A 24235-nucleotide genomic window follows, 5' to 3' on the forward strand; every position below is an offset into this window, starting at 1 on the left:
AGGGAGTGCGTTATGGCTTATAAAGTGATTACGAGTTGCCCTGTATGTAGTGAAACATTGAAAATTACTAAATTGCAGTGTGCACATTGCCAAACGACGATTGAAAATGAGTTCGAATTATCTAAGTTAGCGTCTTTGTCTAACGATCAGTTGCATTTTGTGGAAGTGTTCTTAACTTGTCGAGGTAATATAAAAGAGGTTGAAAAGGAATTGGGGGTTTCTTATCCGACAGTTCGCAGCAAGCTTTCAGATATCATTTCATCACTTGGTTATAAACAGTCTAAGAAGACTGAAGTGGATGAGAAAAAGGTCATCTCGATGTTGGAAAACGGTGAAATAAATTCAGACGAAGCAATTAAGCTCCTAAGAGGAGAATAAGGAGGCGTATTGGTATGAAAGAGGAAATCACAAAAGTGTTAACGATGGTGCAAGAAGGAAAAATAGATGCCGATAAAGGGGCAGAGCTGATCCAGGTGTTAAAAGAGAAGGAAGAGAAAGAAAGTAAGCAGCCCGAATCATCAAGTAAGTATATGGAAAAAGTACTCAAAATCCGTGTAAAATCAGCTGAAAATGATAATGTCACAGTTAATCTACCAATCAAACTTGTCAAAGTGGTGTTGTTAGCAGGGCATAATATTGCAGCGAGTATACCTGAGTCTGCGAAATACGTGAAAGATATTGATATTAACTTAATTATCGAAGCGATAGAAAATGAATTGGACGGCCAAATTGTTGATGTGAAGTCAGCAGACGGAGATACCGTTTCAATCTTTATTGAGTAGTGACATCCTATGCTGAAAATTACGGTGAGAACAGAAGGTATGCGATTAACGATTCCAGTTCCTCATGCTGCATTGAATATTGGGTGCTCTATTCTTTTATCCAAAGTGTTTCAACGGCATGTATATGCGGGAATCAATCAACAACTGCAAAAGAAAGAAGTTGATTTTATCATCCCACAAATGGATAAAAAATGGCTGAAACCTATTCTGAAAGAAATGAAGAGTCATAAGGGCTTGGTATTAGTAGATGTAGTAGCGAATGATGGAACTGAAGTGAAGGTGAGACTGTAACTTTAAGGGAAGTGGTTATATTAATTCCAGTTCCTTTTTTTTATGTGTTAGCAGGGTAAAGAAGAATTTATGAAAATTGGTAACTAAAAAAAGAAATAATTAATAAAAAAGGTTATACCCATAACTTCCTCCTAAATAAATCTAATCGCCATACTAATCATATAGATGATATGTAAAACGACTCTTAATCTAACAGAGGAGAAGAAGTAAAAATAAAGGACGGTGTATTGGTGTGGAATGGAGTAAAGAGACGGAAATGTTTATTATCTTTATGTATTACGTCCTACTCGCAGTAGTGATTGGCTTGATTATTATTGGGTTTGTGATACTATTCCGTAATTTAATGAAGTATAAAAGCAATAAAAAATAGAGAAGATGTTTGAAGAAAAACCTGCATCTTAGTTTGACGCAGGCAAAGATTTAGAACGCTTTATTAAAAGATAAGTGGATACTGTTCCCCAAATAAACAATATGAAATAAAAGAGCCTTTGAAGTAATCCTGAAGGGAGAGGAAAGAGTGGAACAAGGGAAATCAGAATAGTAATAGATATTAAGCTTCCTGTGCAAAAATATGTCCATTTTCTAATGGCTGGCAGTTTCTTAGCGAAAATGAGTAGGCCTGGAAATACGGTTATCATAGCGATCCATACGAGAATAGAGTGCCCTAATAAATTGACATCAGCAGGGATTATGCCTGAGATAAAGGTAGAAATGCCTATTAAAAGGATAAACGATGTTGACATTCGATTAATCAATGATTTGCACAAATATTGGGAGAGATATAGTACTCCGATACAAAAGGTTAATCCGTTAAACAAAAAGAGTCCATTCATTCCCACATGATGAGGGGAGCATATTTCATAAGGTGCGAATGCATAAGTGAATTCACCGCAGGTAGTTACACCAAGGTCACTCATAGCATGATGTAAATAGCTATAAGACGCTGTTGAGGTAAAAATGAAGAAAGGTTCAATAAGAAAGTATAGGCAAGTCATCCCCCAACTTAAGAAGCCTATTCTTTTTGATATATACATGAGATTCCTCCTGAGAGAAAGTTTATGTATATTTTATATCCATTATTTCCTAAATGGTATGGGCTATTTGTGTATATTGGTTTAAGGCTTGAGGCTGAAAAGCGTTAAGTGGCCACACTATTCCTCGCTTTTCATACGTTTATGTTTTTCGTGAATGATTTTTTTATTTAGTATTTTCACTGTTTCCACCATTAACAATCTCATATCTTCTACAATGTAGTCCGCCAGATCTTCATCTGAAATCGTATCTTCGTCAATATCCAAGCGAAAATCTTGTCCTTGTAAGCCTCCCCCATTGGTAAATTCTATTTCGAAGTCGAATTGTACGCGTTTATCCATTATATTGCCCCCTCCCTTATTATTGTTTTATTCATATTCGTTTAGGGGGCATAAAGTGACCTTCTTATACAAACCATCTTATTCCCCGATATGATAAACTATAAATGTCAAAATTAACTGTTGTTTGAAAAGCAGTGTGTAAACATGCTATAAGTGAAGAAGGTATATTTGATAAATAGATATCTCACCGTGAGAGGATTGAATACATGATGAAAGAAAATTTTTGGCGTGAGTTGCCACGCCCATTCTTTGTGCTTGCACCGATGGAGGATGTGACGGATGTTGTTTTTCGTCATGTCGTTAGTGAGGCAGCACGGCCAGATGTGTTTTTTACTGAATTCACAAATTCGGAAAGTTATTGTCATCCTGATGGACAAAAAAGTGTTCGTGGTCGCTTGACTTTTACAGAGGATGAGCAGCCGATGGTGGCGCATATATGGGGAGATAGACCTGAGAATTTTCGTGAAATGAGTATTGGTATGGCGGAACTAGGATTTAAAGGCATTGACCTTAATATGGGCTGTCCTGTGCCGAATGTTGCTGGAAACGGTAAAGGTAGCGGATTGATTTGTCGTCCGGATGTTGCTGCTGAGCTGATTGCTGCGGCAAAAGCAGGGGGACTGCCTGTTAGTGTAAAAACAAGGCTCGGTTATAGTGAAATCGACGAATGGCGTGATTGGCTCACGCATATTTTAAAACAAGATATTGCCAACCTCTCGATTCATCTTCGGACGAGAGAAGAAATGAGTAAGGTAGACGCACACTGGGAATTGATTCCAGAAATTAAAAAGCTCCGTGATGAGGTAGCTCCTGATACGCTGTTAACAATTAATGGTGATATTCCTGACCGCCAAGTGGGATTAGAGCTGGCAGAAAAATACGGAATTGACGGTGTAATGATTGGCCGAGGTATTTTTAAAAACCCATTTGCTTTTGAAAAGGAAGCGAAAGAGCATAGTAGTAAAGAATTATTGGACCTATTAAGATTGCATCTCGATCTTCATGATCAATATGCAGGGTTGGAGCTGCGCCCGTATACCGGCCTTCATCGTTTTTTCAAAATTTATGTTCGAAGCTTTAAAGGAGCGGGAGAATTAAGAAATCAGTTAATGAATACAAAGTCAACTGATGAAGCACGTGCGTTACTTGATGATTTTGACAGAATAAATCATTCATAAGACAAAAGATGAATGTTTACTTCTTTTTATCGATATGATATGATACTGGTAATTAGATTCCATATGAATTTGGAGAGGTGCATTTATGAGTGCAGTAGGTTCTAAATAGGCAATTAAAATTTGAAATGAATGTAATAACAAAAGGGGAAAAAATTCTTAATGATTCCCTGCTATTTGTTATGGATTGATTTCAACCTATGAAGATACCTACTATACTTTATAAAGCATGTGATGAACAGGGATAGCTATGCTATGGTTCATGACGTCTTCTTGCCTTATAAATGTAAAAGCTGCGGGGTATCCCTGCGGCTTTTTCTGTTTGAAATCTTTGGAATCTAATAAGTAGGTGTCTTCACAATTAAAAAATGAGTGAGGAGCATCGGAATTGAATAATATGACATTTGAAAAACTACAATATAATGAACTAAAACAAATTGTGCAATCTTATTGTGTGAGCGGTTTAGGTAAAAGGTTAATCGACAAACAAGAACCGAGTACAAATATAAAAGTGGTGAACAACCGCTTACAGGAAACTACTGAGGCCAGAGCAATCATAGATGCCGAGGGTCATATTCCTTTTGTAGGTATTACAAACATTGAAAGCATTATCGATTCACTTGATAAGGACATTATTTTGCAACCGAGTGATTTAGTTAGTTTATCTGACTTTTTACGAGGCTGTCGCAAAATCAAACAATTCATGCAAAGCAAAGAGTTTTTCGCACCAACGCTTGCTTCTTATGCTCAGTCGATGTCTGAAATGAAGACAATAGAGGAAGAGATCAATTTTACGATTAAAGGCAGTCGAATTGATTCGTCAGCTAGTAGAGAGTTAAAAAAGATCCGCTTTAAAAAAGAAGCGACAGAAGAAAAAATTAACGAGCGTTTAAATAAATTTTTAAACAATGGGACGAATAAGAAGTATATCCAAGAGTTCTTTATTAGTAAAAAAGATGACAGATATACAATTCCAATTAAAGCCTCTTATAAAGGTCAAGTACCAGGTGCCATTATTGAAGTGTCTTCGAAAGGTTCTACTGTATTTATCGAACCACAGACCGTTTCGAAGTTGAGCGCAGAATTAGCAAGCCTTAAAGTAGAAGAAGAGATGGAGGAATATCGAATATTAGCGACACTATCTGGGATGATAGTAGAAGAGTTACAAAAGATAAAAGTAAATATGGAGTTAATTAGCCAGTATGACATGGTATTTGCGAAGGCGAAATATAGTAAGCATATTACTGGCATACAGCCAAAGGTCAATGATCATGGCTATATTAAAATAGTGAATGGTAAGCATCCCTTGTTGCCGAAAGATGCCGTACCCCTTCAGTTTGAGATTGGTAAAGATTATAGAAGCTTAATCATTACCGGACCTAATGCCGGTGGAAAAACAATTGTATTAAAAACAATTGGGTTATTAACTTTAGCGACGATGTTAGGAATTCATATTGCGGCAAAAGAGGGAACGGAGATCGCCATTTTTGAACATATTTTCGTTGATATTGGCGACAATCAAAGTATAGAAAATGCATTAAGTACGTTTTCATCACATATGAAAAACTTGTCGGAAATCATGAACGCCTCCAATCATCGTACTCTTTTATTATTTGATGAAATTGGCAGTGGTACTGAACCGAATGAAGGAGCAGCACTTGCAATTGCGATACTAGAGGAATTCTATCATATGGGCTGTCTAACCATTGCAACAACCCATTATGGGGAAATCAAACGTTATTCAGAATTGCATAGTGATTTTATGAACGCAGCGATGCAATTCGATCAGGAAACTTTATCACCGTTGTATCAGTTAGTTATCGGGAAATCAGGAGATAGCAACGCATTATGGATTTCTCGCAAAATGAATATGAAAGAATCCGTATTAAAGCGAGCAGAAGCTTATATGGAGAATAAAGATTATCAACTAAAGCAAGTGAATCCAGATAAAGTACGTCAGCCTAAACACAAGGTCGAAGCAATTACAGCAAAATATGATTATAAAAAAGGTGACAGAGTAAAACTATTGGATCATAATGACTTTGCGATTATCTACAAAGAAATGGATCAATTCTATAATGTTGTGGTCTACTATAAAGGAGAAATGGTTGAAGTAAATGTAAAACGAATTACCTTAAATCTCCCAGCACAGGAACTATATCCAGAAGGTTACGATTTAGAAACCTTATTCACTGATTTCGCTACAAGGAAATTGGAACACGATATTAACCGCGGTTCGAAGAAAGCCTTACGGAAAATTCAGAAGGAAATGCGGAAAAAATAAAACAATATTGATGTACCCGAGTCCATATATAAGGATTCGGGTTTTCATATTTAGTAACAACTTAAAATGGTGAGGAGTTTAAGGAAGTGAGCTGAGCCAAAGGAATTAGCGCGTTCATCCAGAGAGAAATCGCACATGTTCAAAAAATGGTATATAGGCGAAATCTGATGCTATTTGATCTTCATTACCGCACCCTCACTCCATGCATTCCTAAGAAGCATCCAATAACTGAAAAGGTATCGTTTGATGAATTACGACCAAAGACCTAGCGGAACTTTAGACTCTAGCTAGTTAATCAGTCACGATTCCATTTGTATGATTAGCTTAAGCAATCGGAAAAAATGGTGGCTATCGGGATTTGTTTATATTTCCTTCGTTGGCTAGAGGAGAGACGGTTATGGGTTTAAGTAACAAAAAGGTTTATATTTTACTAACAGATACAGGTACGTACTTTACGAAATTGATAAAAATCTATACAAAGAGAAGTTATAATCATGCATCTATCGCCTTTGATCATGAATTAGCAAAAGTATATAGTTTTGGCAGGAAAAAGCCACGGAATCCTTTTATCGGTGGGTTTGTAGTAGAGAATATTAACAAAGGGTTGTTGAAACATGCGGATTGCATCATTTATTCTTTCACAGTAAATAATGAAGAACTGAGGAAAATGGAACAATATATTGCTACAATCGAATCCGAAAAGGAGGATTATCGTTATAATCTCTTTGGTCTATTTGGTGTGCTGTTTAATAAACCTTTGAAAAGGAGAAAAGCTTTCTTCTGTTCTCAGTTTGTAGCTTCAGTCATCCACGCTACTGAAAGCATCGAATTTGAAAAACCGGTATCATTAATCACTCCGTATGATCTCCGCAATATCCCCTTTATACAGGTTGAATATGAAGGGAAGCTGAAAGAGTATTTGTATAAGGAAATAGAACAACCTGAAGGAGAAGATTCTTTTTTTGTCTCAATATAGTGAATGGGTTTTAAATTTTCCTTGTCATATTTTCTAACAGATTCATTGCGTCTCTCTATGTGATAGGTATCATAGAAGCTATAACTGTGATCACATATCACATAAAGGAGGTGACGATCCCATAAATGCGTAAAAGCGAAGTAATTACTGTCCCCACATTATCTCAAGAAGTGTATAAGCGTCTCCGAAAAGACATCATGAATGGTATATTCCCGCCAGGTAAAAGAATTTCTATTAGAAAATTAGCCTACCAATTGAATGTCAGTACAATGCCGGTTAGAGAAGCATTAAATAAATTACAATCAGAAGGATTTGTCCATTTTGAACGGAGGAGTATTTTTGTTAGGCAGCTTTCATCGCAAGAATTAATTGAATTATTCGAAATTAGATTAACATTAGAGAAAATGGCCTTGGAATGGTCGTATAAACATATTGATAGTGTAGCGTTAGCTAGGTTAAGCGAAATAGTATTGGAGATGGAAAGGAAACTGACATCACCGGCGGAATGGAATGAGTTAAATAGACAGTTTCACACGTTGATATATACGTATGCCCAGTCGAAACCGATGCTTGAGATGTTGAGTATTGTCTGGGGAAGGGTGGAGCCATATATGAATATATACTCTACCAAACTAGACTATTTAATTATCTCTCAAAAAGAACATGAGCAATTGCTAGAAGCACTCATTAAAAAGGATATTGCAACATTACACCATGTATTAACGCTTCATGTTCACCAAACAAAAGAAGCAATCTTAGAAAAACTAGAAAAATAGCAAATTACATAGAGTAGGTGAAAAAGAATGAAAGAAAATGCAAGTGCCTTTGTGAAAGATAATCTTATACTGGAACCAACAGGTAGTGGTCCGCTTAATGGGTTGACGTTTGCTATAAAGGATGTTTTTGAAATCGAGAATTACAAAAATACTGCAGGAAATCCTCATTGGTATCATACCCACGAACCCGGACAACAACATGCAACAGTTATAGAATCCTTATTAAAAAATGGCGCACGCCTGCAAGGTACAACACATACGGATGAACTAATGTACAGTTTAAACGGGGAAAATTATCATTACGGTACACCGGTTAATCCTCGTTCGCCTAACCGTATTCCTGGAGGTTCATCGAGCGGTTCAGCTGTTGCAGCTGCATCAGGACTTGTAGATTTTGCAATAGGTACTGATACAGGTGGATCTGTCCGTATTCCTTCTTCTTACTGTGGAATTTTTGGATTCCGTCCGACGCATGGGGAAGTAAATATGAATGGTGTAATTCCGCTTGCTAAAAGCTTGGACACAATCGGCTGGATGTCGCAAAACTTAGATACCTTATTAAAGGTAGGAGAAGTGCTGATAAGTAATGAGGAAGTAAAAGATAACCCTTTTTCGCATGTCTATTTTGCAGAAGAGGCTTGGCAGCTAATTGATGAAGAAAACAAAGAAATATTGCTAGACAGTTTAAAAGGTGTCTCTAAACAAGTTGTAAACATTGCCGCTGATGGATTAGCAAAATGGTCAGAGTTGTTTAGACTCATTCAAGGAACGGAAATCTGGCAAGCGCATGGTGAATGGATTAACGAGGAGCGCCCAACTTTCGGACCTGGTATCGCCGAAAGGTTTCAATGGACATCCACTTTAAATCCAAGTGAACTTCCAGCACTACTGGGAAAACAAAATGTAATTAGAGGTCAGCTTTCATCGCTACTTAAAGAGGATGGTATCTTAGTCATTCCTACGGCACCAGGCGTTGCCCCGTTGAAAAATTTACCAAGTGAAGAGTTAGAACAATATCGAAACCAGTTAATGCAACTCACTTGTATCGCGGGAATAACAGGCCTTCCGCAGGTCACAATTCCGTTTGAAAATAAAGACGGCCTGCCAATAGGCCTCTCTTTTATCGCCAATCACCACCAAGATATTGCTCTCATTAAATGGGTTAGGGAAATGATGTTTGCTAAAAGGAAGGTGAAAAGATGAGTAGTTCCAAACAATCGTACCGTCCAACAACGATGGCGACAAATGGAATGATCACAACGCCACATTATTTAGCTTCTCAAGCGGGATTGAAGGTATTGCAAGCTGGCGGTAACGCGGTGGAAGCGGCAATTGCTGCATTATCCACCATTGGTGTTGTTTACCCTCATATGAATGGGGTTGGTGGCGATAATTTCTGGCTTGTGTATGATGCGAAGCAAAAAAAATTAAAGGCATTAAATAGTAGCGGTCGTTCGGGCGAAGGGGCAACAATCCCGTTTTATCAACAACAAGGTTATAGCAAGATTCCTTCAAGAGGGGCTTTGGCTGCCAATACCGTTCCTGGTGCAGTCGCTGGTTGGGAAAAGGCCTATCAATATTCACAGAATCATATGAATGGCACGGTTGAATGGTCTGAGTTATTGCAGACATCTATTCATTATGCCAAAGATGGATTTCCTGTCACTCCTAGTCAAGTGTATTGGACTAATCTCAATTTAGATGACAAGGATAATGAGTTCCGTCATCTCCAACGTTTTACTGAATTTCAAAAGGTTTTTTTACAAGCAAATGGTCTTTCTTATCGGGCCGGTGACATTATGAAACAGCCTGATTTAGCAAGAACATTAGAAGGGTTAGCTGCGGAAGGTGGTTCGTTTTTATATAAAGGTGAATTAGCGAAGTTGATGACCACTGACCTGCAACTTCACGGGGGAGTGTTAACCATTGACGATTTGAGGCATCATCAGTCCAATTGGGTAGAACCAATCTCTGTACGTTATCGCAATCATCAAGTATTCAATGTCCCACCTAATTCTCAGGGCTTTGCATCATTATCCATCTTAAATATTTTGAATCAATTTCCACTATCAGACGTAGAAGAAGGCTCTGCTGACTATTATCATTTATTAGCGGAGGCAACAAAGCGGGCTTTCGTTGATCGTGATCAATACTTGACTGACCCGGATTTTGCTACGATCCCTTTAGATGAAATATTGTCTCTGAGAAGAGGAATCCAACTTGCCGAATCAATTGATTTTACTAGCGTAAGGGCATTTGAAAAACAACTTGATCCTAAGGGGGATACGATTTGGCTAGGTGTTGTTGATAAAGAAGGCAACGCAGTTTCGGTTATTCAAAGTATTTATCATGAGTTCGGATCAGGCTTTATTCCGAAAAATACAGGTATCGTACTGCAAAATCGAGGCAGTTATTTTTCTTTGGACGAAAGTCATATCAATTGCCTGCAAGCAAGAAAGCGAACATATCATACATTAAATCCTGCGATGTTATTTAAAAATGAACAACCTTATTTAATTTATGGAACGATGGGAGGGGAAGGGCAACCACAAACACAAGCGGCTCTTGTTACGAGAATAATAGATTACAATTTTTCGATTCAATCAGCCATTGAGGCACCGAGGTGGTTATATGGCCGAACATGGGGCGCAACATCTAACAGCTTGAAAGTAGAAGGAAGAATAAGTGCATCCATTTGCTTAGAGCTCGAGAAAAGAGGACATGAAGTAGAAGTATTAGAAGACTTCACAGATGTAATGGGGCATGCAGGTGCTATTCAAATTAATCAACAGACTGGTGTAAAATATGGCGGAGCCGATCCTCGCGGTGATGGAGTTGCCAGTGGATATTAGTAGATAAGAGCAAGAACTGGCGAATAAAGAGGTCGCTGAAAAAAGGTCTTTATCATCTTTATTGATGGTAAAGACCTTTTTAGTTGCAGTGAAAATGAGAATTTGCTCAAAATTTGCTGTGTGAATGATATTTGCGCATAAGTCTCAAGTTACAATAGATTATTGCGTGCAAATTGAATTTACGCGCAACAGGGATGGGAAAAGAAGAAGAATTGCGCGTAAGTCGGAAATACGCGCAAAGGCCAGGAGGAAAAGGAGAAGAACTGCGCGTAAATTGAAAATACACGCAAAGGCCAGGAGTAAAAGCAGAAGAACTGCGCGTAAATCGAAAATACGTGCAAAAGCCAGGAGGGAGAGCAGAAGAAGTGCGCGCAAATCGAATATACACGCAAAAGCCAAGAGGAAGAGCAGAAGAACTGCGCACAAATCGAAAATACGCGCAAAAGCCAAGAGGAAGAGCAGAAGAACTGCGCACAAATCGAAAATACGCGCAAAAGCCAAGAGGAAGAGGAGAAGAACTGCGCGCAAGCCGAAAATACGCGCAAAGGCCAAGAGGAAGAGCAGAAGAATTGCGCGCAAACCGAATATACACGCAAAGGCCAGGAGTCAAAGGAGAAGAACTGCGCGCAAATCGAAAATACGCGCAAAGACCAAGAGGAAGAGCAGAAGAACTGCGCGCAAATCGGAAATACGCGCAAAGACCAAGAGGAAGAGCAGAAGAACTGCGCACAAATCGAAAATACGCGCAAAGGCCAAGAGGAAAAGCAGAAGAACTGCGCGCAAATCGAAAATACGCGCAAAGGCCAAGAGGAAAAGCAGAAGAACTGCGCGTAAATCGAAAATACGCGCAAAAGCCAAGAGGAAGTGCAGAAGAACTGCGCGCAAATCGAAAATACGCGTAAAAGCCAAGAGGAAAAGCAGAAGAACTGCGCGCAAATCGAAAATACGCGCAAAGGCCAAGAGGAAGAGCAGAAGAATTGCGCGCAAACCGAATATACACGCAAAGGCCAGGGGTAAGAGCAGAAGAATTGCGCGCAAATCGAAAATACGCGCAAAAGCCAGGAGGGAGAGCAGAAGAATTGCGCGCAAATCGAAAATACGCGCAAAAGCCAAGAGGAAGAGGAGAAGAACTGCGCGCAAATCGAAAATACGCGCAAAGGCCAAGAGGAAGAGCAGAAGAACTGCGCGTAAATCGAAAATACGCGCAAAAGCCAAGAGGAAGAGCAGAGGAATTGCGCGCAAATCGAATATACACGCAAAAGCCAAGAGTAAAAGCAGAAGAACTGCGCACAAATCGAAAATACGCGCAAAGGCAAAGAGGGAAAGCAGAAGAACTGCGCGCAAGCCGAAAATACGCGCAAAAGCCAAGAGGAAGAGCAGAGGAATTGCGCGCAAGCCGAAAATACGCGCAAAGGCCAGGAGTAAAAGCAGAAGAACTGCGCGCAAATCGAAAATACGCGCAAAAGCCAAGAGGAAGAGGAGAAGAACTGCGCGCAAGCTGAATATACACGCAAAAACCAAAAAAGAGCAGAAGAACTGCATACAGCACCAATATACCTACATATTCCAATATGTACTTCGTAAGTTAGACATTAAAAGCGAGATTTTAAAGCCTTTTTACTTCTTTTTATCAGATTTTATATTGGCGCGAGTTCAGGCTAAGTTAAAGCTCAAGATATTGCCACATTCGCCTGTAACAGACTTCAAGAGCCAAAAGGATGAGTAATAAACGATGAACCTTTTGGGCCGCCTATAACATTAGTTTCTTTTTTTTTTTTTTGTTAGATAATCTTACAATAAAAAACTTAATTTAGTCATGATAGACAAAAATAATATTTAAGTTTGTACTGTCTGTCTAATGTGTATAAGAAAGGTACCATATATAATGAGAGTATAAAATTCACGTTAGTTTTTGTGACATCAAATGTGATTTATTTCCTATTGAAAAGGAGAGGTGTGACATGGAAGTAGTTAAGGAAGAAGTTGTCTCTTTCCAACATGTTGATAAAGTGTATCAGTCAGGAACAGTGGCTTTGAGTCAGTTTGATTTATCAATAGCAGATGGAGAGTTTATTAGTTTTCTAGGTCCTTCTGGTTGTGGAAAATCGACTGCCTTACGAATGGTTGCTGGTTTAGGGGAGGCGACAAATGGTCGAGTGAAAGTTTTTAACCAAAGTCCTAAGGATGTAATCAAGCATTCGAATGACATTGCTTATGTCTTTCAAGAAGCTAACTTACTTCCATGGCGTACTGTGCTTGATAATGTTCTTCTTCCCCTTGAGATACGGGGGATTAATAAAGAGAAAAGAAAAGAGTGCGCAGTCGAGGTGTTAGAGATGGTTGGCTTAAAGGATTATTTGCACGCTTATCCTCGCCAACTTTCTGGGGGCATGAAAATGAGGGTTTCCATTGCTCGAGCCCTTGCTGCTAAGCCTAAATTATTGTTAATGGATGAACCGTTTGCTGCGTTAGATGAAATGACTAGACAAACATTGCAAATGGATCTTTTGCAAATATGGCAAAAAGAGAAAGCAACCATCTTATTTGTTACACACAATGTCTATGAAGCTGTATATCTTTCATCAAAAATTGCCGTTATGTCCGCACGTCCGGGAAGGTTAGCTACCATGATTGATGTGAATTTACCGTATCCACGAAACCGAGTAAACAACCAATTTAATGCATATGTAGACAAAGCAGCTAAAAGTTTAGAGCATAGCATGGGTAGAAAGGAGGCTTGATGAATGGCGATTCAAACTGCTTCATCAAAAACAATCACAAGTCCTCTAGAGCAAACAAATAAAAAGAGAAATAACTATCTAAAAGGCTCAATTGTTGGACCAGTAATCGCGTTTCTTGTCTTTATGGGGTTATGGCAACTCATACCTACGATTCTGCAAATTCAACCTTTTCTATTACCGAAACCAACCGATGTCCTCACTGTTGCCATTACAGATTGGCATCTCTTATGGCCAGCGATTAGAATAACTATTTTTGAGTCAGTAATTGGTTTTCTCTTAAGTGCGGTCATTGGTATTGCTGTTTCCGTGCTATTGGCCAGTTCAAGAATACTAGAAATTAGCCTCTATCCATATGCAGTTATATTACAAACGATTCCAGTTGTGGCGATTGCTCCAATTGTTGTCATTTGGTTTGGATCAGGTTTTAACTCCATCGTAATGATTGCTTTTTTAATTGGCTTTTTTCCTGTCGTATCCAACACTTTGATGGGCCTGCATTCGGTTGATAAAAATATGAGTGATTTATTCACATTATATAATGCTTCTAAATGGCAAACGATGTGGAAGCTTCGTATTCCAGCTGCTCTTCCATACATTGTTTCTGGTTTGAAAGTTTCTTGTACATTAGCAATTGTTGGAGCGATTACAGGAGAGTATATTGCTGGAATCGGTGGAGGAAAAGGGGGATTAGGTTATGCGATAACTGTTGCTGCTGTTCAGTTAAAAACACCTTATCTATTTGCTTGTGCCATATCAGGTGCTATTTTTGGTATCGGATTTTATCTATTAGTAAGCTGGGTATCCCGTTTATTGCTACGGTCTTGGCATGAATCAGCGATAAAATCGGAAAGGTAAATGCATGTTAAAATAACTGAATATTTTGATAAAAAGGGGAAGAGATATGAAATCAAATCGACTTGTTCAATGGGTAATTTTAAGTGTTTTAGTATTGATTGTACTCGCTGCTTGTGGAGGAGAAGAATCGAATAGTGCTGTAGAAGAAGGAGTGCGAGAGGTAAAGGATGTTAAATTAGTCTTAAACTGGTTTGCCAAAGCACAGCATGGGGGTGTTTATGCCGCAGAGGAAAATGGTCTTTTTGAAGAAAATGGCTTAAATGTAATGATTGAACCTGGGGGACCACAAGTATCCTCAATTAATATGGTCGCATCTGGAAAGGTTGATTTTGGTTTAGCACATGGCGATCAAATTGTGATGGCTAGAAACGAAGGCATTGAATTAGTCGCTGTAGCTACCGTCATGCAAGGGAGTCCGCAAGCATTTATGTTTCATAAAGGCAAGGGTATTGCTGACTTTGCTGAGTTAAATGGAAGAAAAGTTTATGTGCAGCCGGGCATTGTATACTGGGAGTATTTAAAAACACAATATGATCTCAGTGGTGTCGAAGAATTGGCATATTCCGGACAACATGTGAACTTTGTTGATGAGAAGGATTCTGTTACACAAGCATTCCTAACATCAGAACCTTACTTTATGCAATTAGAGGGGATTGATGTAGAAACGAAATTAGTTTCGGACGCAGGTTATGATCCTTATAATGTTGTCTTATACGTGACAAAAGATTACTTGGAAAACAATAAAGAAACGGTTGAAGCTTTTACGACTGCTTTTATAGAGGGATGGAATTTATACGAAGGTTCATATGAAGAAATCAATGAGTTGATTCAAAAAGATAATCCAGACATAGAACTTGCCTCTCTAAAATTTGAAGCAGAATCACAAGCAGAGTTTGTTTACGGAATGGACGCAGCTGAAAATGGAATCGGCACGATGTCAGAAGAGCGTTGGGGGACGCTGATTGACCAGCTATATGATTTAGGATTGGTGGATGAGAAGTTCGCTGCAGAAGAAATCTTTACAACAGCGTTTTTACCCGACAAGTAAATGGCGGCCGAAAGAAGAGTGAGTGATATCGAATCACTTACTCTTCTTTGCTGTTTCTCCTCAAACGGTTTGTATGGAAAAAGCCCACAATAGCCCTTCTTTTATTTAGCTCTCTTTTGGAAACGGTAGTACTTCGGTTGTCTCTGAATAGATGGAATTTTTTTATTTATCCTCTCGTGTGACAAGTTTATTCGGCATGTAGTATAATTCACGGGTCACTCTCTATAGGTTTCCTTAGAAGAAAAATGGGGAAATTAAATGAAATACAAAGGGGATGAATAAATGGACTTAACGATTGCAGCTTTTTCAGTTCTTATCCTGGCGATTATTTTAGTGCTTGGTAAATGGGTAAGAATTAAAGTGAAATTACTTCAAAGGTTGTTTTTACCAACATCATTAATTGCGGGTTTTATTGCACTTATATTAGGACCAGAAATACTAGGAAGGCTATTTGGACTTGAAGGTGGAATTTTTACATCTGAGATGGTCGAAGTTTGGGCTAGTCTGCCGGGTCTTTTAATTAATATTGTTTTTGCGTGTCTTTTTATAGGGTTTAAATTACCTAATCCCCAAAAAATGTGGCGGATTGGTGGGCCGCATATTGCTTTAGGTTATACACTCTCTTTTGCCCAATATGTAGTGGGTATTTTACTTGCTATCACCATCATTACACCTCTTTTTGGACTTAGTCCTGCTGCAGGCGCCTTAATTGAGATTGCCTTTGTTGGTGGGCATGGAACAGCCGCGGGTTTACAAGGGACATTTACTTCTTTAGGTTTTGAAGAAGGTTATGATTTGGCAATTGGTTTGTCGACAGTCGGTATTCTTGCAGGTATCATCGTAGGGATGATTTTAATCAATTGGGGAGCACGTAATGGCAAATCTAAAACATTGAGTCACCCTGATGAGATTTCTGTAGAGGAGCAGTCAGGTATTATTAAAGTCGATAATCGTTCATCAGCGGGTTTGCAAACAACTTCGCCGATGTCTATTGAGCCGTTAACGCTTCATATTGGATTTGTTGGGTTATCTATTTTTATTGGGTTTTTATTATTGGAAGCGTTTCAATGGCTTGAGGCTGTTACTTATGGGCAAGCTATAGGTGTTTATTTATTTGAATATGTTCCATTATTTCCGTTCGCCATGATAGGAGGAATATTGTTACAATTATTCTTATCCAAATTTGATCGTTATCAATTGGTTGATCGCGAATTAATTAATCGTATTCAAGGTGTAGCTCTTGATTTCCTAATCATTAGTGCGATGGCTTCACTTAGTCTACAGGTTATTGGTGAGAATTTCATTCCGTTCATTATTTTAGCGATTGCTGGAATTGTCTTGAATGTAGGGTTATTCTTATATCTAGGTCCTCGTATGATACCTGAGTATTGGTTTGAACGAGGATTGGGAGATTTCGGACAGTCTACAGGTGTGGCGGCAACAGGAATTATGTTAATGAAAACAGTCGATCCAGAGAACAAATCGCCAGCACTCAATGCCTTTGGCTATAAACAAATTGTATTTGAACCGATGGTAGGTGGCGGGCTTATTACAGCTGCAGCCGTTCCATTTATTATTCAGTTTGGAGCAATTCCTGTATTAATTGTCAGTACAATTTTAATGATTATTTTTTGGATAATGGGTGTAAAAGTGTTTGGTAAGAAGAAAAAGTGAGTGATTGACAATCCATGTACAAAATGATAAATTATTTTTGTTTATAAATGAATAATGGCGACATGGCTATGGGCGTCATGTTAGCGAATTCGCATAGAATATGTTTGAATGCAGCGCCTCCCGCTTTTATAGGGAGCGCTGCCTTTTTGCGTGGAGGGAAGGTCAGATGGATAAAAGAGTGTATTTACTAACCATAATTACTTTTATTGTCGGTTTGGTTGAGTTAATTATTGCGGGCATCTTGCCACTTATTGCAACTGATTTAGGTGTGTCGCTTGGTGAAGTGGGAATGTTAATCTCCTTGTTTTCTTTAAGCTTTGCCATATCTGGTCCTGTACTATTATCTTTAACAGCGAAGATAGAGAGAAAGCGGTTATTTCTATTCGTTCTCTTTGTTTTCTTCTTATCTAATTTAATGATCGTCGTTATGGATGGTTATGTATCTTTGTTGGTTGGAAGAGTATTATCGGCTATGTGTGCGGCTCTTCTTATTTCATTATGTCTCACGATTGCTTCACAAATTAGTGGTGAGAAATATCGAGCGAGAGCGATTGGTATTGTACTGATGGGGGTCAGTGCGTCCCTTGTTTTTGGGATTCCATTCGGTTTGTGGTTAGGTAATGAATTTAGCTGGAGAGCGCCGTTCTTGTTTATTTCGATTCTGACATTAATCATCATGATTGTTGTTTATTTTGCATTAGGTCCAATAGAGGCGAAAAGAGGTTTACCTTTAAAGGAACAGTTGAAAGCATTAAAAAATAGAAAGATTGTACTCGTTCAACTGACATCGATTCTCTTTTTTGCCGGTCATATGAGTCTATATGCGTATTTAACACCCTTTCTTAGTGAGACGATGAGTATTACTGGTAATTCGCTTAGTTTGATTTACCTTATTATTGGTATCGTTGCTGTGTGTGGGAGTTTTTTAGGTGGGCAGATTACGGATCGCTTAGGTGCGAAACGATCTATTATCATCGTACTTTCTGCTTTTATTGTTACGATTATCCTTATCCCGTATTTGCAGTTTTCTCTTGCTTTGTTTATTTGTGCACTATTGTTATGGAATTTATTAAGTTGGTCTTTGCAGCCCGCTATCCAGAGCTATCTTGTATCTGCTGCGCCAGAAACATCTGATATTCAACAAAGTTTAAATAATTCAGGGGTTCATGTTGGTATGGCTATTGGTTCAACTGTTGGTGGAATCATCATCGATCAATATCATGTGGAGATCAACCCTCTTATGGCTGGAGGTTTTACATGCATCGCCTTGCTCATTATCTTGGCCGCATTTAAGCAAAAGGGTAAATGAAAATAAAAAAGCAGCCTTCAAATTGAGACTCTTAGAGTCACAATTGAAGACTGCTTTTCTTTTCCTTAATTAATTCCAAATTTCTTCAACCCATTCAGGGTGATCGATAAATGGATTACGATTATGTTGATAGTCATTATAGATAATATCATTTCTTTGTCGTTCTAAGTCATCTACAGGGTCTAAGTTATGCCACTCAATTAAGGTTGAGAGTTTGCCGTGATATGGAGCTGAACCGTTGCTTACGCGGTCATTCACCTCTAAATCCAGTTCCCCACTGTCGCCTTCATAACGGACATCCATATAGAAAATCATTCTTGCGACATCCCCTTTTACTTCATCACGTGGTTCCCAAGAATCATTATCCGTATAGGTATCAGGTGCTTCACCTTGTGGAGAGCCGCCATTATCAAAATCTTTGTTACCGCGAGAGCCATTCACTGATACATCTGTTGGGCGTAGATGATGTAGGTCTGTTCCAGGGCCCATAGATGTTCCGAAATCACCATGCGATTTAGCCCACACATGTTCTCTGTTCCATTCATCTGGATTTCCACCGTTCGTTGATTTACTTTGTGATCTGCCAGTGTATAAAAGGATGACGTTATTCGTATTATTTGGATCTTCATCCGTTGCCTTTAATGCTTCCCAAACGGCACTATACGAAATTTCGGTATGGTCATCAATGATATTGTGTAACGCGGTTTTTAATGCTTCGCCTGTTTTTCCAGTAGCAGAATCATAATAAGAACCAGGGGCATTATTTTCCTCATCAGGTCCTTCAGGTTCCTCTTCTTCGGATTGTTTGATCATTTCAGTTGTGTTTTTCAATCCAGGATGTGAATAGTACGCTGTGAGATTGCCGGTTACTGTTATCTTCTCACCAAGTAATTCGGGGTTGCTCTTAAGGCCGAACTGTGTGCGGAATTGTGAGGGAATCTGAATATAAAGCATATTAGCAGTATTTGTTTCTGTGCGAGAATCAGCAATAGCTAAGGAGTAATCATCTGGATAGTTGCCAGTAATTACTGTATTGGCTGAGGTAGGCTTACCTACTATATAGCCTTCCACCGATTGTATAGTGTTATTTTGCCTGTCGATGGCTTGTGATACTGGTAAGGTAGCAGCAGATGTTTGCGAAGAATCGAATGATAGAGTAGAAAAGGAAACGAGAAAAGCGACAATTGATAACTTAAAGAATCTACCCATATTATCCTCCTTTAATTTTTTTATTGTATTCTGCTTCATCTTACCATTTTTCTGTTAAAATATTTTTAATAATAAGTAAATTTAGGAGGCATTGATAAAAATAAGAAAATCTACTCGACTTGTTTGCAGGAGAATAGAACTTGTTTAGAGGGAATTTATGGTGAAAGTAGGTTGTAAGGAGGTAGAGGGTGAAAATCTTACGAGAGTATCTCATCTGTACTTTAGCTCTTTTCCTCATTATTAGTATTGGAGGATTTCTTTTCTTTACTTATACGCCGACCTACAAGGGTGTCATTATAGAAAGTGGCCAATCTATTTGGGTTGTGGCGGATGCTGAAAATATTAAATACAAATCAAAACAAGAGTTAAGAGAAACATACATGTATCAAGGGGTTGAATTTACATTACCAACTTATATGCCAGAAAAAAAGGTAGGTCAATTGTCATTCGGTGATGAGGTAATCATCTACTTTAGCGGGGAGATAAGAGCTTCTGCACCTGGGGGCGGAGACGCCTATTGGGTCTCTTTAATAAAAAAGTGAGAGCGAGGAATCAACTTGATTAATTATAACGGAAAGAAATTTGTATCAATAGAGAATACAAATAATGGCGAAGTCTCTGATCAAACTTATTTTGATTATAGCCAAGAAGGAAATATCATTTCTGCTAGTTATTATGGCGGACAAATTAGAAAAGGAACGTTAATCGGTATTGTAAAGGAGGATGGTTCTTTATTGTTTAACTATAATCATGTAAATATCAAAGATGAAGTAAGAGGTGGTACTTGTTCTTCAACGCCTGAATACCTACCAGATGGACGAATGAGATTACATGAACAATGGCGATGGAATGATGCAGATCAAACCGAAGGGCAATCGGTTATTGAGGAAATGAAAAAAGAATCGAAAGTATATTGATAGGAAGGCTAGTGGATTTCACTTTTAGTGCAAAAAGAGTCCACTAGCTATTCAAATTCTGATTATACAGAATGAGGTTGATACCTTTTAGGTTTTGTCACTTTAAACCATTGATAACAGAAAATAATAATAATCACTAGGTCAACAATATCGCCTCCATAATACATAATCATGCTTCCTTTTTCAGCTTCCGTTCTTCCTACACTTGAAGGAGGGTAACCATAGAAAGATTTGGCTAAAATCTGATGCCCAGCGAGAGCTAAAATAAGTATAATGGCTCGAAATTGAAAACTATAACCTTGTTGAAATTTATCAATATAGATGATTGATGCTGTAAAAAAATAACCAGCTAGGAAGATATGTGCATGAATGACGATGTACAACAGCATTGAATGGTGCATCATTGTGAATAATTCCGTTCGATATAATACCCATAGTCCACCAATATTTAAAACCGTAGTAAATAGGGGATTTAATAAAAGGTGAAATGGTCTCGTTTTTAAGGTAGTAGTCACTTTTCTAGCCGTTTTTACAGGTAATGAACGCAGTAGGAGCGTTACTGGTTTTGCTAGCACCATAAAAAGTGGGCCAATCATGCCTAAAAGTAAATGGGCAACCATATGGACACTGAAAAATTGGTGTGAAGTCTCTGCTAAAGGGCCAGCAACTGCTACTATACAAAGTACATTTCCACCAATCCAACATGCTGTGTGATACCATGACCACTGACGGTAAGATTGATTAGATTTGATGACAGCGATTCCATAGAGAATGATTAAAAGAAAAAAAGGAGTCGCTAAAATATATGAGAGAATGGTTATGTCAAAGTGTTGTTGATCAGGCATAGTGTCCCCCTTTTTAGCTTTACTTACTTTGTGACTGATTAGTTTTACGGATGATAATGATTCCGATAATCGTAATCACTGCAGCAGTGATATTCCATACCAAATCATAAGGTAGCACATCAACTCCGTAGCGAATTTGATGTAATTTGAACACTTTATGTTGGATTAAACCATCGTATAAATTAAATAAACCAATACCTAATAAAGCCCCGCCAATCCATCTTTTTTTCCACCAAGATTCTCTTCTGCGTAAGTCAGCTACCATAAATAGACTTGCTACTGTAGCGAACCAGCTAAACGCATGGAATAACCCATCAGAAAGTAATCCGATCTTTGTTGTGGATTGATCGTAAAAATGATGCCAACTTAATAGTTGGTGAAATACCATCTCATCAATAAATGCAACCAAACCAAGTCCGAAGAGAATACCAGAGATGAGATTGTATGTTGAGTGCTTAGTTATGTTCTGTTGGAAATTCCTATGTTCGCCATTGATTGGATTATCGATAGTATCAACTCATTTCTGTAAGGTATTTCCTCTATTTTTCCCGAGTGTTTAAACTCTAAACATATATAGAAGTGTAAGTTTATAATGAATTAGAAATTGATTCGATATTCATAGGAAGTATCTATTGTAATTGGTTGTTATTGTGAAATAAAAAGAACCTAACTACGCTAAGGTAGTTAGGTATTGTGGAGTAGCTATGAAACTTTCATTACTAGCTTCCACGATATACTTGGTATCCCCAAGGTGAAATGAGAAGGGGGACGTGATAATCCTTATCTATATTTGACACTCCGAAACGAACAGGGACTGCCTCTAAGAATGGTGGGTCGGGGAGGGCGATCTCTTTTTCACGGAAATACACCCCGACATGGAAGATCAGTTCATAGCTTCCTATTTTCATTTCTTCTCTAGTAAGTAGTGGAGCATCTAAGCGACCGTCTGAATTGGTCTTTACTACTTTTATCTTTTTCCAACTATTGCGATTTGCTTCTTGGAAGAAAAGCTCCACAATTACATTGGAAGCCGGTGTACCGTGGGTTAAATCCAATATATGTGTTGTTAGTCCTGTCATTTTAAACTCCTTAATTATAGTAGAATGTTGCTCTCGAGAAATATCTTTTTAATTTTCAATAGCTGATATCGTGTTACTTTGTCTGGTTTGAGGGTTGATTGGCCACGTTCCTGTAAATTCAGTCACTTGATAATCAAAGTAATCCTGCAAAATTTGCTCTTTATGATCTTGGAAAAGTTCATCAGCAATCGCCTTAGCTAGTCGCGGTAAGCCGAATTTCATACCAGAAAGAGCAGCGGCAGTAATACCACAGCTGATTAAAGCAGAATAATTAAATGTATAAAGTCCATGAAGATATTTTTCTCCTTCCTTATCGCGACTCGTAAAGGAGTAACCTGTGCTTAAATAAGGATGTGCATCTAGAACTGGGCTTGCACTATTCTTTGGAGGGTGGTATTTATCCTCCCAACGAGCAATATATTTTTCGACTAATTTTAGCTCTGGTCTTAAGGCAGGATCAGTGAACAGTCCTGTACTAATAATGAGATAATCAAATGAAAAGGACCCATGAGGGGTTGTGACTACCACCTGATTATTTGCTTGACTTACTTCTTGCCAAGGTGAATCCAAATGAAGGTTAAAACCTGGCCAAGCAGAAGCGCGATTATATGTATCATTCGTCGGTGGTTGATTATTTTGAAAGAAATGAGTCATGACCGTATATTTATCCACATCTGATAACGAGTGATATCTTTCTATCATACCTGAGGCTTCCATTTGCCGTATCGGATTGATTCTAGGCATTTCTTTACGACGAACAAAAACATGCGCTTCTGCTACTCCTGAACTAAGGGCGTAATTGGCATTATCGAATGCGGAGGCGCCACCACCTAGAATAGCGATTTTTTTATTTTTTAATGAGTTAAAATCGATATTTTCGGAAGTGTGGGCATAGAAATTTTTCGGTAGATTTTCAGAGACAAGTGATGGTATATGCCATTCTCCTCCACCTTGAATACCTGTCGCTAAAATAACTTTGCGCGCAAGAAGGGGAGTGGCAGGTTCTTCTGTTTGGTTGATATGGAGTCGGTGTAAACCACCTTCAAGAGGTTCTACGAGTTGCAATTTGACATCGTTTATGACGGGTAAACGCAGGACTTTTCTATACCATCTGAGGTAATTCATCCAATCCTGACGTGGTATTTTATCCACTTGATCCCAGTCATTCTTGCCTGTTTGGGCTTCCCACCAAGCACGAAAGGTGAGGGAAGGAAGGCCTAAATCAATTGAGGTGATATGTTTCGGTGTTCTTAAAGTAACCATTCTTGCATAAGTCTCCCATGGCCCTTCATAGCCTTCGTGATTCTCATCGATAATGAGAAAGTTTGTGATTTTTTCTCGTAAAAGAGCAAATCCAGCACCTAAACCGCTTTGCCCGCCTCCGACAATGACGACATCATATACATGATTCTTAATATGTTTAGTTTGCGGTACCCATGTATCCGTATAGTTTATGTTCAAATAAGAAAGGTCCATTTGTACTCTCTCATGTAAGCTTTCTAAGCTCATTGTTTTTCATCCTTTCTAGTTTGTTGTGAATGAATCTTTAATAATGACCTCTTCAAGTCGTAATAAGGCGATTTTATAGATTTCCGCCAGTGCTTGATGAAACTCTTCTTCTTTTTCGTTTTTGACTCTCTTTACCATTGATTGATAAATTTCATCCTTGTTTTTCCCGCGAACAGCTAATATAAATGGGAATCCAAATTTGTCCATATAAGATTGATTCATATAAATAAATTGTTTATACTCCTTCTCTGTGAGTTGATTTAAACCAGCGTTTTCTTGTTCGTTAACGGAATTTTCACTCATTTGAACGCGATCGCCTAAGTTGGGATGTTCTTTAATAAGTGCAAGCTTTTTTTGATTTGATGTTTCCTCCACTGTGTGAACCATCGTTTGATAGAGGTGATCAAATGATAAAAATGGTTTCGCCATGAGCGTTTTTTCTGCGACCCATGGGGAATGCTCGAAAACACCTCCAAATATTTGGATAAATGATGCATCACTGATTCTATTGATTTCTTGAATTGTATACATGATTGAAAA

27 protein-coding genes are annotated in these 24235 nt (G+C 38.4%); 19 read left to right on the forward strand and 8 right to left on the reverse strand.

Going from position 1 to position 24235, the window contains the following annotated elements; all coding sequences use genetic code 11:
* Positions 1–12 precede the first annotated feature (12 nt).
* The 4 genes from MHI57_RS19465 to MHI57_RS19480 all read left to right on the forward strand — a co-directional run bounded on the left by MHI57_RS19465 (position 13) and on the right by MHI57_RS19480 (position 1443).
* Positions 13–378: a DUF2089 domain-containing protein gene (locus MHI57_RS19465; RefSeq protein WP_322910147.1), complete on the forward strand. Its 366-nt coding sequence runs from the start codon at positions 13–15 to the stop codon at positions 376–378.
* 14 nt (positions 379–392) lie between these two features.
* Positions 393–782: an SHOCT-like domain-containing protein gene (locus tag MHI57_RS19470; protein WP_322910146.1), complete on the forward strand. Its 390-nt coding sequence runs from the start codon at positions 393–395 to the stop codon at positions 780–782.
* Between the two features lie 9 nt (positions 783–791).
* Positions 792–1073: a hypothetical protein gene (locus MHI57_RS19475; RefSeq protein WP_322910145.1), complete on the forward strand. Its 282-nt coding sequence runs from the start codon at positions 792–794 to the stop codon at positions 1071–1073.
* Positions 1074–1305: 232 nt separating this feature from the next.
* Positions 1306–1443: a hypothetical protein gene (locus tag MHI57_RS19480; protein ID WP_340977896.1), complete on the forward strand. Its 138-nt coding sequence runs from the start codon at positions 1306–1308 to the stop codon at positions 1441–1443.
* 28 nt (positions 1444–1471) lie between these two features.
* Here MHI57_RS19480 and MHI57_RS19485 read toward each other — a convergent pair whose 3' ends face one another.
* Both MHI57_RS19485 and MHI57_RS19490 read right to left on the reverse strand, forming a co-directional pair.
* Positions 1472–2107: a DUF998 domain-containing protein gene (locus MHI57_RS19485; RefSeq protein WP_322910143.1), complete on the reverse strand. Its 636-nt coding sequence runs from the start codon at positions 2105–2107 to the stop codon at positions 1472–1474.
* A 117-nt stretch (positions 2108–2224) separates the two neighbouring features.
* The gene (locus MHI57_RS19490; RefSeq protein ID WP_322910142.1) at positions 2225–2446 is read right to left on the reverse strand and encodes a cyclase; all 222 of its coding nucleotides are present in this window, start codon (positions 2444–2446) and stop codon (positions 2225–2227) included.
* A 209-nt stretch (positions 2447–2655) separates the two neighbouring features.
* On the opposite strand from MHI57_RS19490, the gene MHI57_RS19495 reads away from it, so the two are divergent.
* The 13 genes from MHI57_RS19495 to MHI57_RS19555 all read left to right on the forward strand — a co-directional run bounded on the left by MHI57_RS19495 (position 2656) and on the right by MHI57_RS19555 (position 18136).
* Positions 2656–3624 (forward strand): tRNA dihydrouridine synthase, encoded by a 969-nt coding sequence (locus tag MHI57_RS19495; RefSeq protein ID WP_322910221.1) that lies wholly within the window; start codon positions 2656–2658, stop codon positions 3622–3624.
* 385 nt (positions 3625–4009) lie between these two features.
* Positions 4010–5905, forward strand: coding sequence for an endonuclease MutS2 (locus MHI57_RS19500; RefSeq protein WP_340977899.1), 1896 nt, complete (start codon positions 4010–4012; stop codon positions 5903–5905).
* A gap of 397 nt (positions 5906–6302) precedes the next feature.
* Positions 6303–6881 (forward strand): hypothetical protein, encoded by a 579-nt coding sequence (locus MHI57_RS19505; protein WP_340977900.1) that lies wholly within the window; start codon positions 6303–6305, stop codon positions 6879–6881.
* A 125-nt stretch (positions 6882–7006) separates the two neighbouring features.
* On the forward strand, positions 7007–7657 hold the full coding sequence (locus tag MHI57_RS19510; RefSeq protein WP_340977902.1) for a GntR family transcriptional regulator: 651 nt from the start codon (positions 7007–7009) through the stop codon (positions 7655–7657).
* A 27-nt stretch (positions 7658–7684) separates the two neighbouring features.
* Positions 7685–8860 carry an amidase gene (locus MHI57_RS19515; RefSeq protein ID WP_340977904.1) on the forward strand — a complete coding sequence of 392 codons (1176 nt, stop codon included), beginning with the start codon at positions 7685–7687 and terminating at the stop codon, positions 8858–8860.
* On the forward strand, positions 8857–10509 hold the full coding sequence (ggt, locus tag MHI57_RS19520; RefSeq protein WP_340977905.1) for a gamma-glutamyltransferase: 1653 nt from the start codon (positions 8857–8859) through the stop codon (positions 10507–10509). The genes MHI57_RS19515 and ggt overlap by 4 nt, the downstream gene beginning before the upstream one ends.
* 365 nt (positions 10510–10874) lie before the next feature.
* Positions 10875–11411 (forward strand): hypothetical protein, encoded by a 537-nt coding sequence (locus MHI57_RS19525; protein ID WP_340977908.1) that lies wholly within the window; start codon positions 10875–10877, stop codon positions 11409–11411.
* Between the two features lie 75 nt (positions 11412–11486).
* A complete protein-coding gene (locus tag MHI57_RS19530; RefSeq protein ID WP_340977909.1) occupies positions 11487–12011 on the forward strand; it encodes a hypothetical protein in 525 nt (174 codons plus the stop codon).
* Between the two features lie 459 nt (positions 12012–12470).
* Positions 12471–13250, forward strand: coding sequence for an ABC transporter ATP-binding protein (locus tag MHI57_RS19535; protein ID WP_328199784.1), 780 nt, complete (start codon positions 12471–12473; stop codon positions 13248–13250).
* Between the two features lie 3 nt (positions 13251–13253).
* Entirely contained in the window at positions 13254–14105 is an 852-nt protein-coding gene (locus MHI57_RS19540) for an ABC transporter permease (RefSeq protein WP_340977911.1), read from the forward strand.
* A gap of 46 nt (positions 14106–14151) precedes the next feature.
* Positions 14152–15153, forward strand: coding sequence for an ABC transporter substrate-binding protein (locus tag MHI57_RS19545; RefSeq protein WP_340977913.1), 1002 nt, complete (start codon positions 14152–14154; stop codon positions 15151–15153).
* Positions 15154–15435: 282 nt separating this feature from the next.
* Complete coding sequence (locus MHI57_RS19550; protein ID WP_307315005.1) at positions 15436–16827, forward strand: sodium/glutamate symporter; 1392 nt, start codon at positions 15436–15438, stop codon at positions 16825–16827.
* Positions 16828–16993: 166 nt separating this feature from the next.
* Positions 16994–18136 carry an MFS transporter gene (locus MHI57_RS19555; protein ID WP_340977916.1) on the forward strand — a complete coding sequence of 381 codons (1143 nt, stop codon included), beginning with the start codon at positions 16994–16996 and terminating at the stop codon, positions 18134–18136.
* A 69-nt stretch (positions 18137–18205) separates the two neighbouring features.
* Here the strand turns inward: MHI57_RS19555 and MHI57_RS19560 are convergent, their stop codons facing one another.
* Positions 18206–19345: an endonuclease gene (locus MHI57_RS19560; protein ID WP_340977918.1), complete on the reverse strand. Its 1140-nt coding sequence runs from the start codon at positions 19343–19345 to the stop codon at positions 18206–18208.
* 188 nt (positions 19346–19533) lie between these two features.
* Between MHI57_RS19560 and MHI57_RS19565 the strand changes: the two genes are divergently transcribed.
* Together MHI57_RS19565 and MHI57_RS19570 are read left to right on the forward strand one after the other, a co-directional pair.
* Complete coding sequence (locus MHI57_RS19565) at positions 19534–19887, forward strand: DUF3221 domain-containing protein (protein WP_340977921.1); 354 nt, start codon at positions 19534–19536, stop codon at positions 19885–19887.
* Positions 19888–19902: 15 nt separating this feature from the next.
* Complete coding sequence (locus tag MHI57_RS19570) at positions 19903–20262, forward strand: n-acetylglutamate synthase (protein WP_180317008.1); 360 nt, start codon at positions 19903–19905, stop codon at positions 20260–20262.
* A gap of 62 nt (positions 20263–20324) precedes the next feature.
* On the opposite strand, the gene MHI57_RS19575 is transcribed toward MHI57_RS19570, so the two are convergent.
* From MHI57_RS19575 to uraD, 5 genes are all read right to left on the reverse strand, one after another.
* Complete coding sequence (locus tag MHI57_RS19575) at positions 20325–21107, reverse strand: cytochrome c oxidase assembly protein (protein ID WP_307315001.1); 783 nt, start codon at positions 21105–21107, stop codon at positions 20325–20327.
* Positions 21108–21126: 19 nt separating this feature from the next.
* Positions 21127–21603: a DUF2243 domain-containing protein gene (locus tag MHI57_RS19580; protein WP_095370541.1), complete on the reverse strand. Its 477-nt coding sequence runs from the start codon at positions 21601–21603 to the stop codon at positions 21127–21129.
* A 223-nt stretch (positions 21604–21826) separates the two neighbouring features.
* Positions 21827–22186, reverse strand: a complete 360-nt coding sequence (uraH, locus tag MHI57_RS19585; protein ID WP_095370540.1) for a hydroxyisourate hydrolase — start codon at positions 22184–22186, stop codon at positions 21827–21829.
* Positions 22187–22234: 48 nt separating this feature from the next.
* Complete coding sequence (locus MHI57_RS19590) at positions 22235–23695, reverse strand: NAD(P)-binding domain-containing protein (RefSeq protein WP_095370539.1); 1461 nt, start codon at positions 23693–23695, stop codon at positions 22235–22237.
* Positions 23696–23710: 15 nt separating this feature from the next.
* Positions 23711–24226: a 2-oxo-4-hydroxy-4-carboxy-5-ureidoimidazoline decarboxylase gene (gene uraD, locus MHI57_RS19595; RefSeq protein ID WP_322910131.1), complete on the reverse strand. Its 516-nt coding sequence runs from the start codon at positions 24224–24226 to the stop codon at positions 23711–23713.
* Positions 24227–24235: the final 9 nt, after the last annotated feature.

The sequence above is a fragment of the Cytobacillus sp. FSL K6-0129 genome, from assembly GCF_038007625.1.
GTDB lineage: Bacteria > Bacillota > Bacilli > Bacillales > Cytobacillaceae > Cytobacillus > Cytobacillus kochii.

Bases quoted from the DNA above. Each gene is read 5' to 3' on its own strand.
- MHI57_RS19515 (WP_340977904.1), top strand. From the start codon at position 7,685: ATGAAAGAAAATGCAAGTGCCTTTGTGAAAGATAATCTTATACTGGAA.
- MHI57_RS19575 (WP_307315001.1), bottom strand. From the start codon at position 21,107: ATGCCTGATCAACAACACTTTGACATAACCATTCTCTCATATATTTTA.
- MHI57_RS19465 (WP_322910147.1), top strand. From the start codon at position 13: ATGGCTTATAAAGTGATTACGAGTTGCCCTGTATGTAGTGAAACATTG.
- MHI57_RS19540 (WP_340977911.1), top strand. From the start codon at position 13,254: ATGGCGATTCAAACTGCTTCATCAAAAACAATCACAAGTCCTCTAGAG.
- ggt (WP_340977905.1), top strand. From the start codon at position 8,857: ATGAGTAGTTCCAAACAATCGTACCGTCCAACAACGATGGCGACAAAT.
- MHI57_RS19510 (WP_340977902.1), top strand. From the start codon at position 7,007: ATGCGTAAAAGCGAAGTAATTACTGTCCCCACATTATCTCAAGAAGTG.
- MHI57_RS19560 (WP_340977918.1), bottom strand. From the start codon at position 19,345: ATGGGTAGATTCTTTAAGTTATCAATTGTCGCTTTTCTCGTTTCCTTT.
- MHI57_RS19475 (WP_322910145.1), top strand. From the start codon at position 792: ATGCTGAAAATTACGGTGAGAACAGAAGGTATGCGATTAACGATTCCA.
- MHI57_RS19495 (WP_322910221.1), top strand. From the start codon at position 2,656: ATGAAAGAAAATTTTTGGCGTGAGTTGCCACGCCCATTCTTTGTGCTT.
- MHI57_RS19490 (WP_322910142.1), bottom strand. From the start codon at position 2,446: ATGGATAAACGCGTACAATTCGACTTCGAAATAGAATTTACCAATGGG.
- MHI57_RS19535 (WP_328199784.1), top strand. From the start codon at position 12,471: ATGGAAGTAGTTAAGGAAGAAGTTGTCTCTTTCCAACATGTTGATAAA.
- MHI57_RS19505 (WP_340977900.1), top strand. From the start codon at position 6,303: ATGGGTTTAAGTAACAAAAAGGTTTATATTTTACTAACAGATACAGGT.
- uraD (WP_322910131.1), bottom strand. From the start codon at position 24,226: ATGTATACAATTCAAGAAATCAATAGAATCAGTGATGCATCATTTATC.
- MHI57_RS19555 (WP_340977916.1), top strand. From the start codon at position 16,994: ATGGATAAAAGAGTGTATTTACTAACCATAATTACTTTTATTGTCGGT.
- MHI57_RS19590 (WP_095370539.1), bottom strand. From the start codon at position 23,695: ATGAGCTTAGAAAGCTTACATGAGAGAGTACAAATGGACCTTTCTTAT.
- MHI57_RS19545 (WP_340977913.1), top strand. From the start codon at position 14,152: ATGAAATCAAATCGACTTGTTCAATGGGTAATTTTAAGTGTTTTAGTA.
- MHI57_RS19485 (WP_322910143.1), bottom strand. From the start codon at position 2,107: ATGTATATATCAAAAAGAATAGGCTTCTTAAGTTGGGGGATGACTTGC.
- MHI57_RS19470 (WP_322910146.1), top strand. From the start codon at position 393: ATGAAAGAGGAAATCACAAAAGTGTTAACGATGGTGCAAGAAGGAAAA.
- MHI57_RS19550 (WP_307315005.1), top strand. From the start codon at position 15,436: ATGGACTTAACGATTGCAGCTTTTTCAGTTCTTATCCTGGCGATTATT.
- uraH (WP_095370540.1), bottom strand. From the start codon at position 22,186: ATGACAGGACTAACAACACATATATTGGATTTAACCCACGGTACACCG.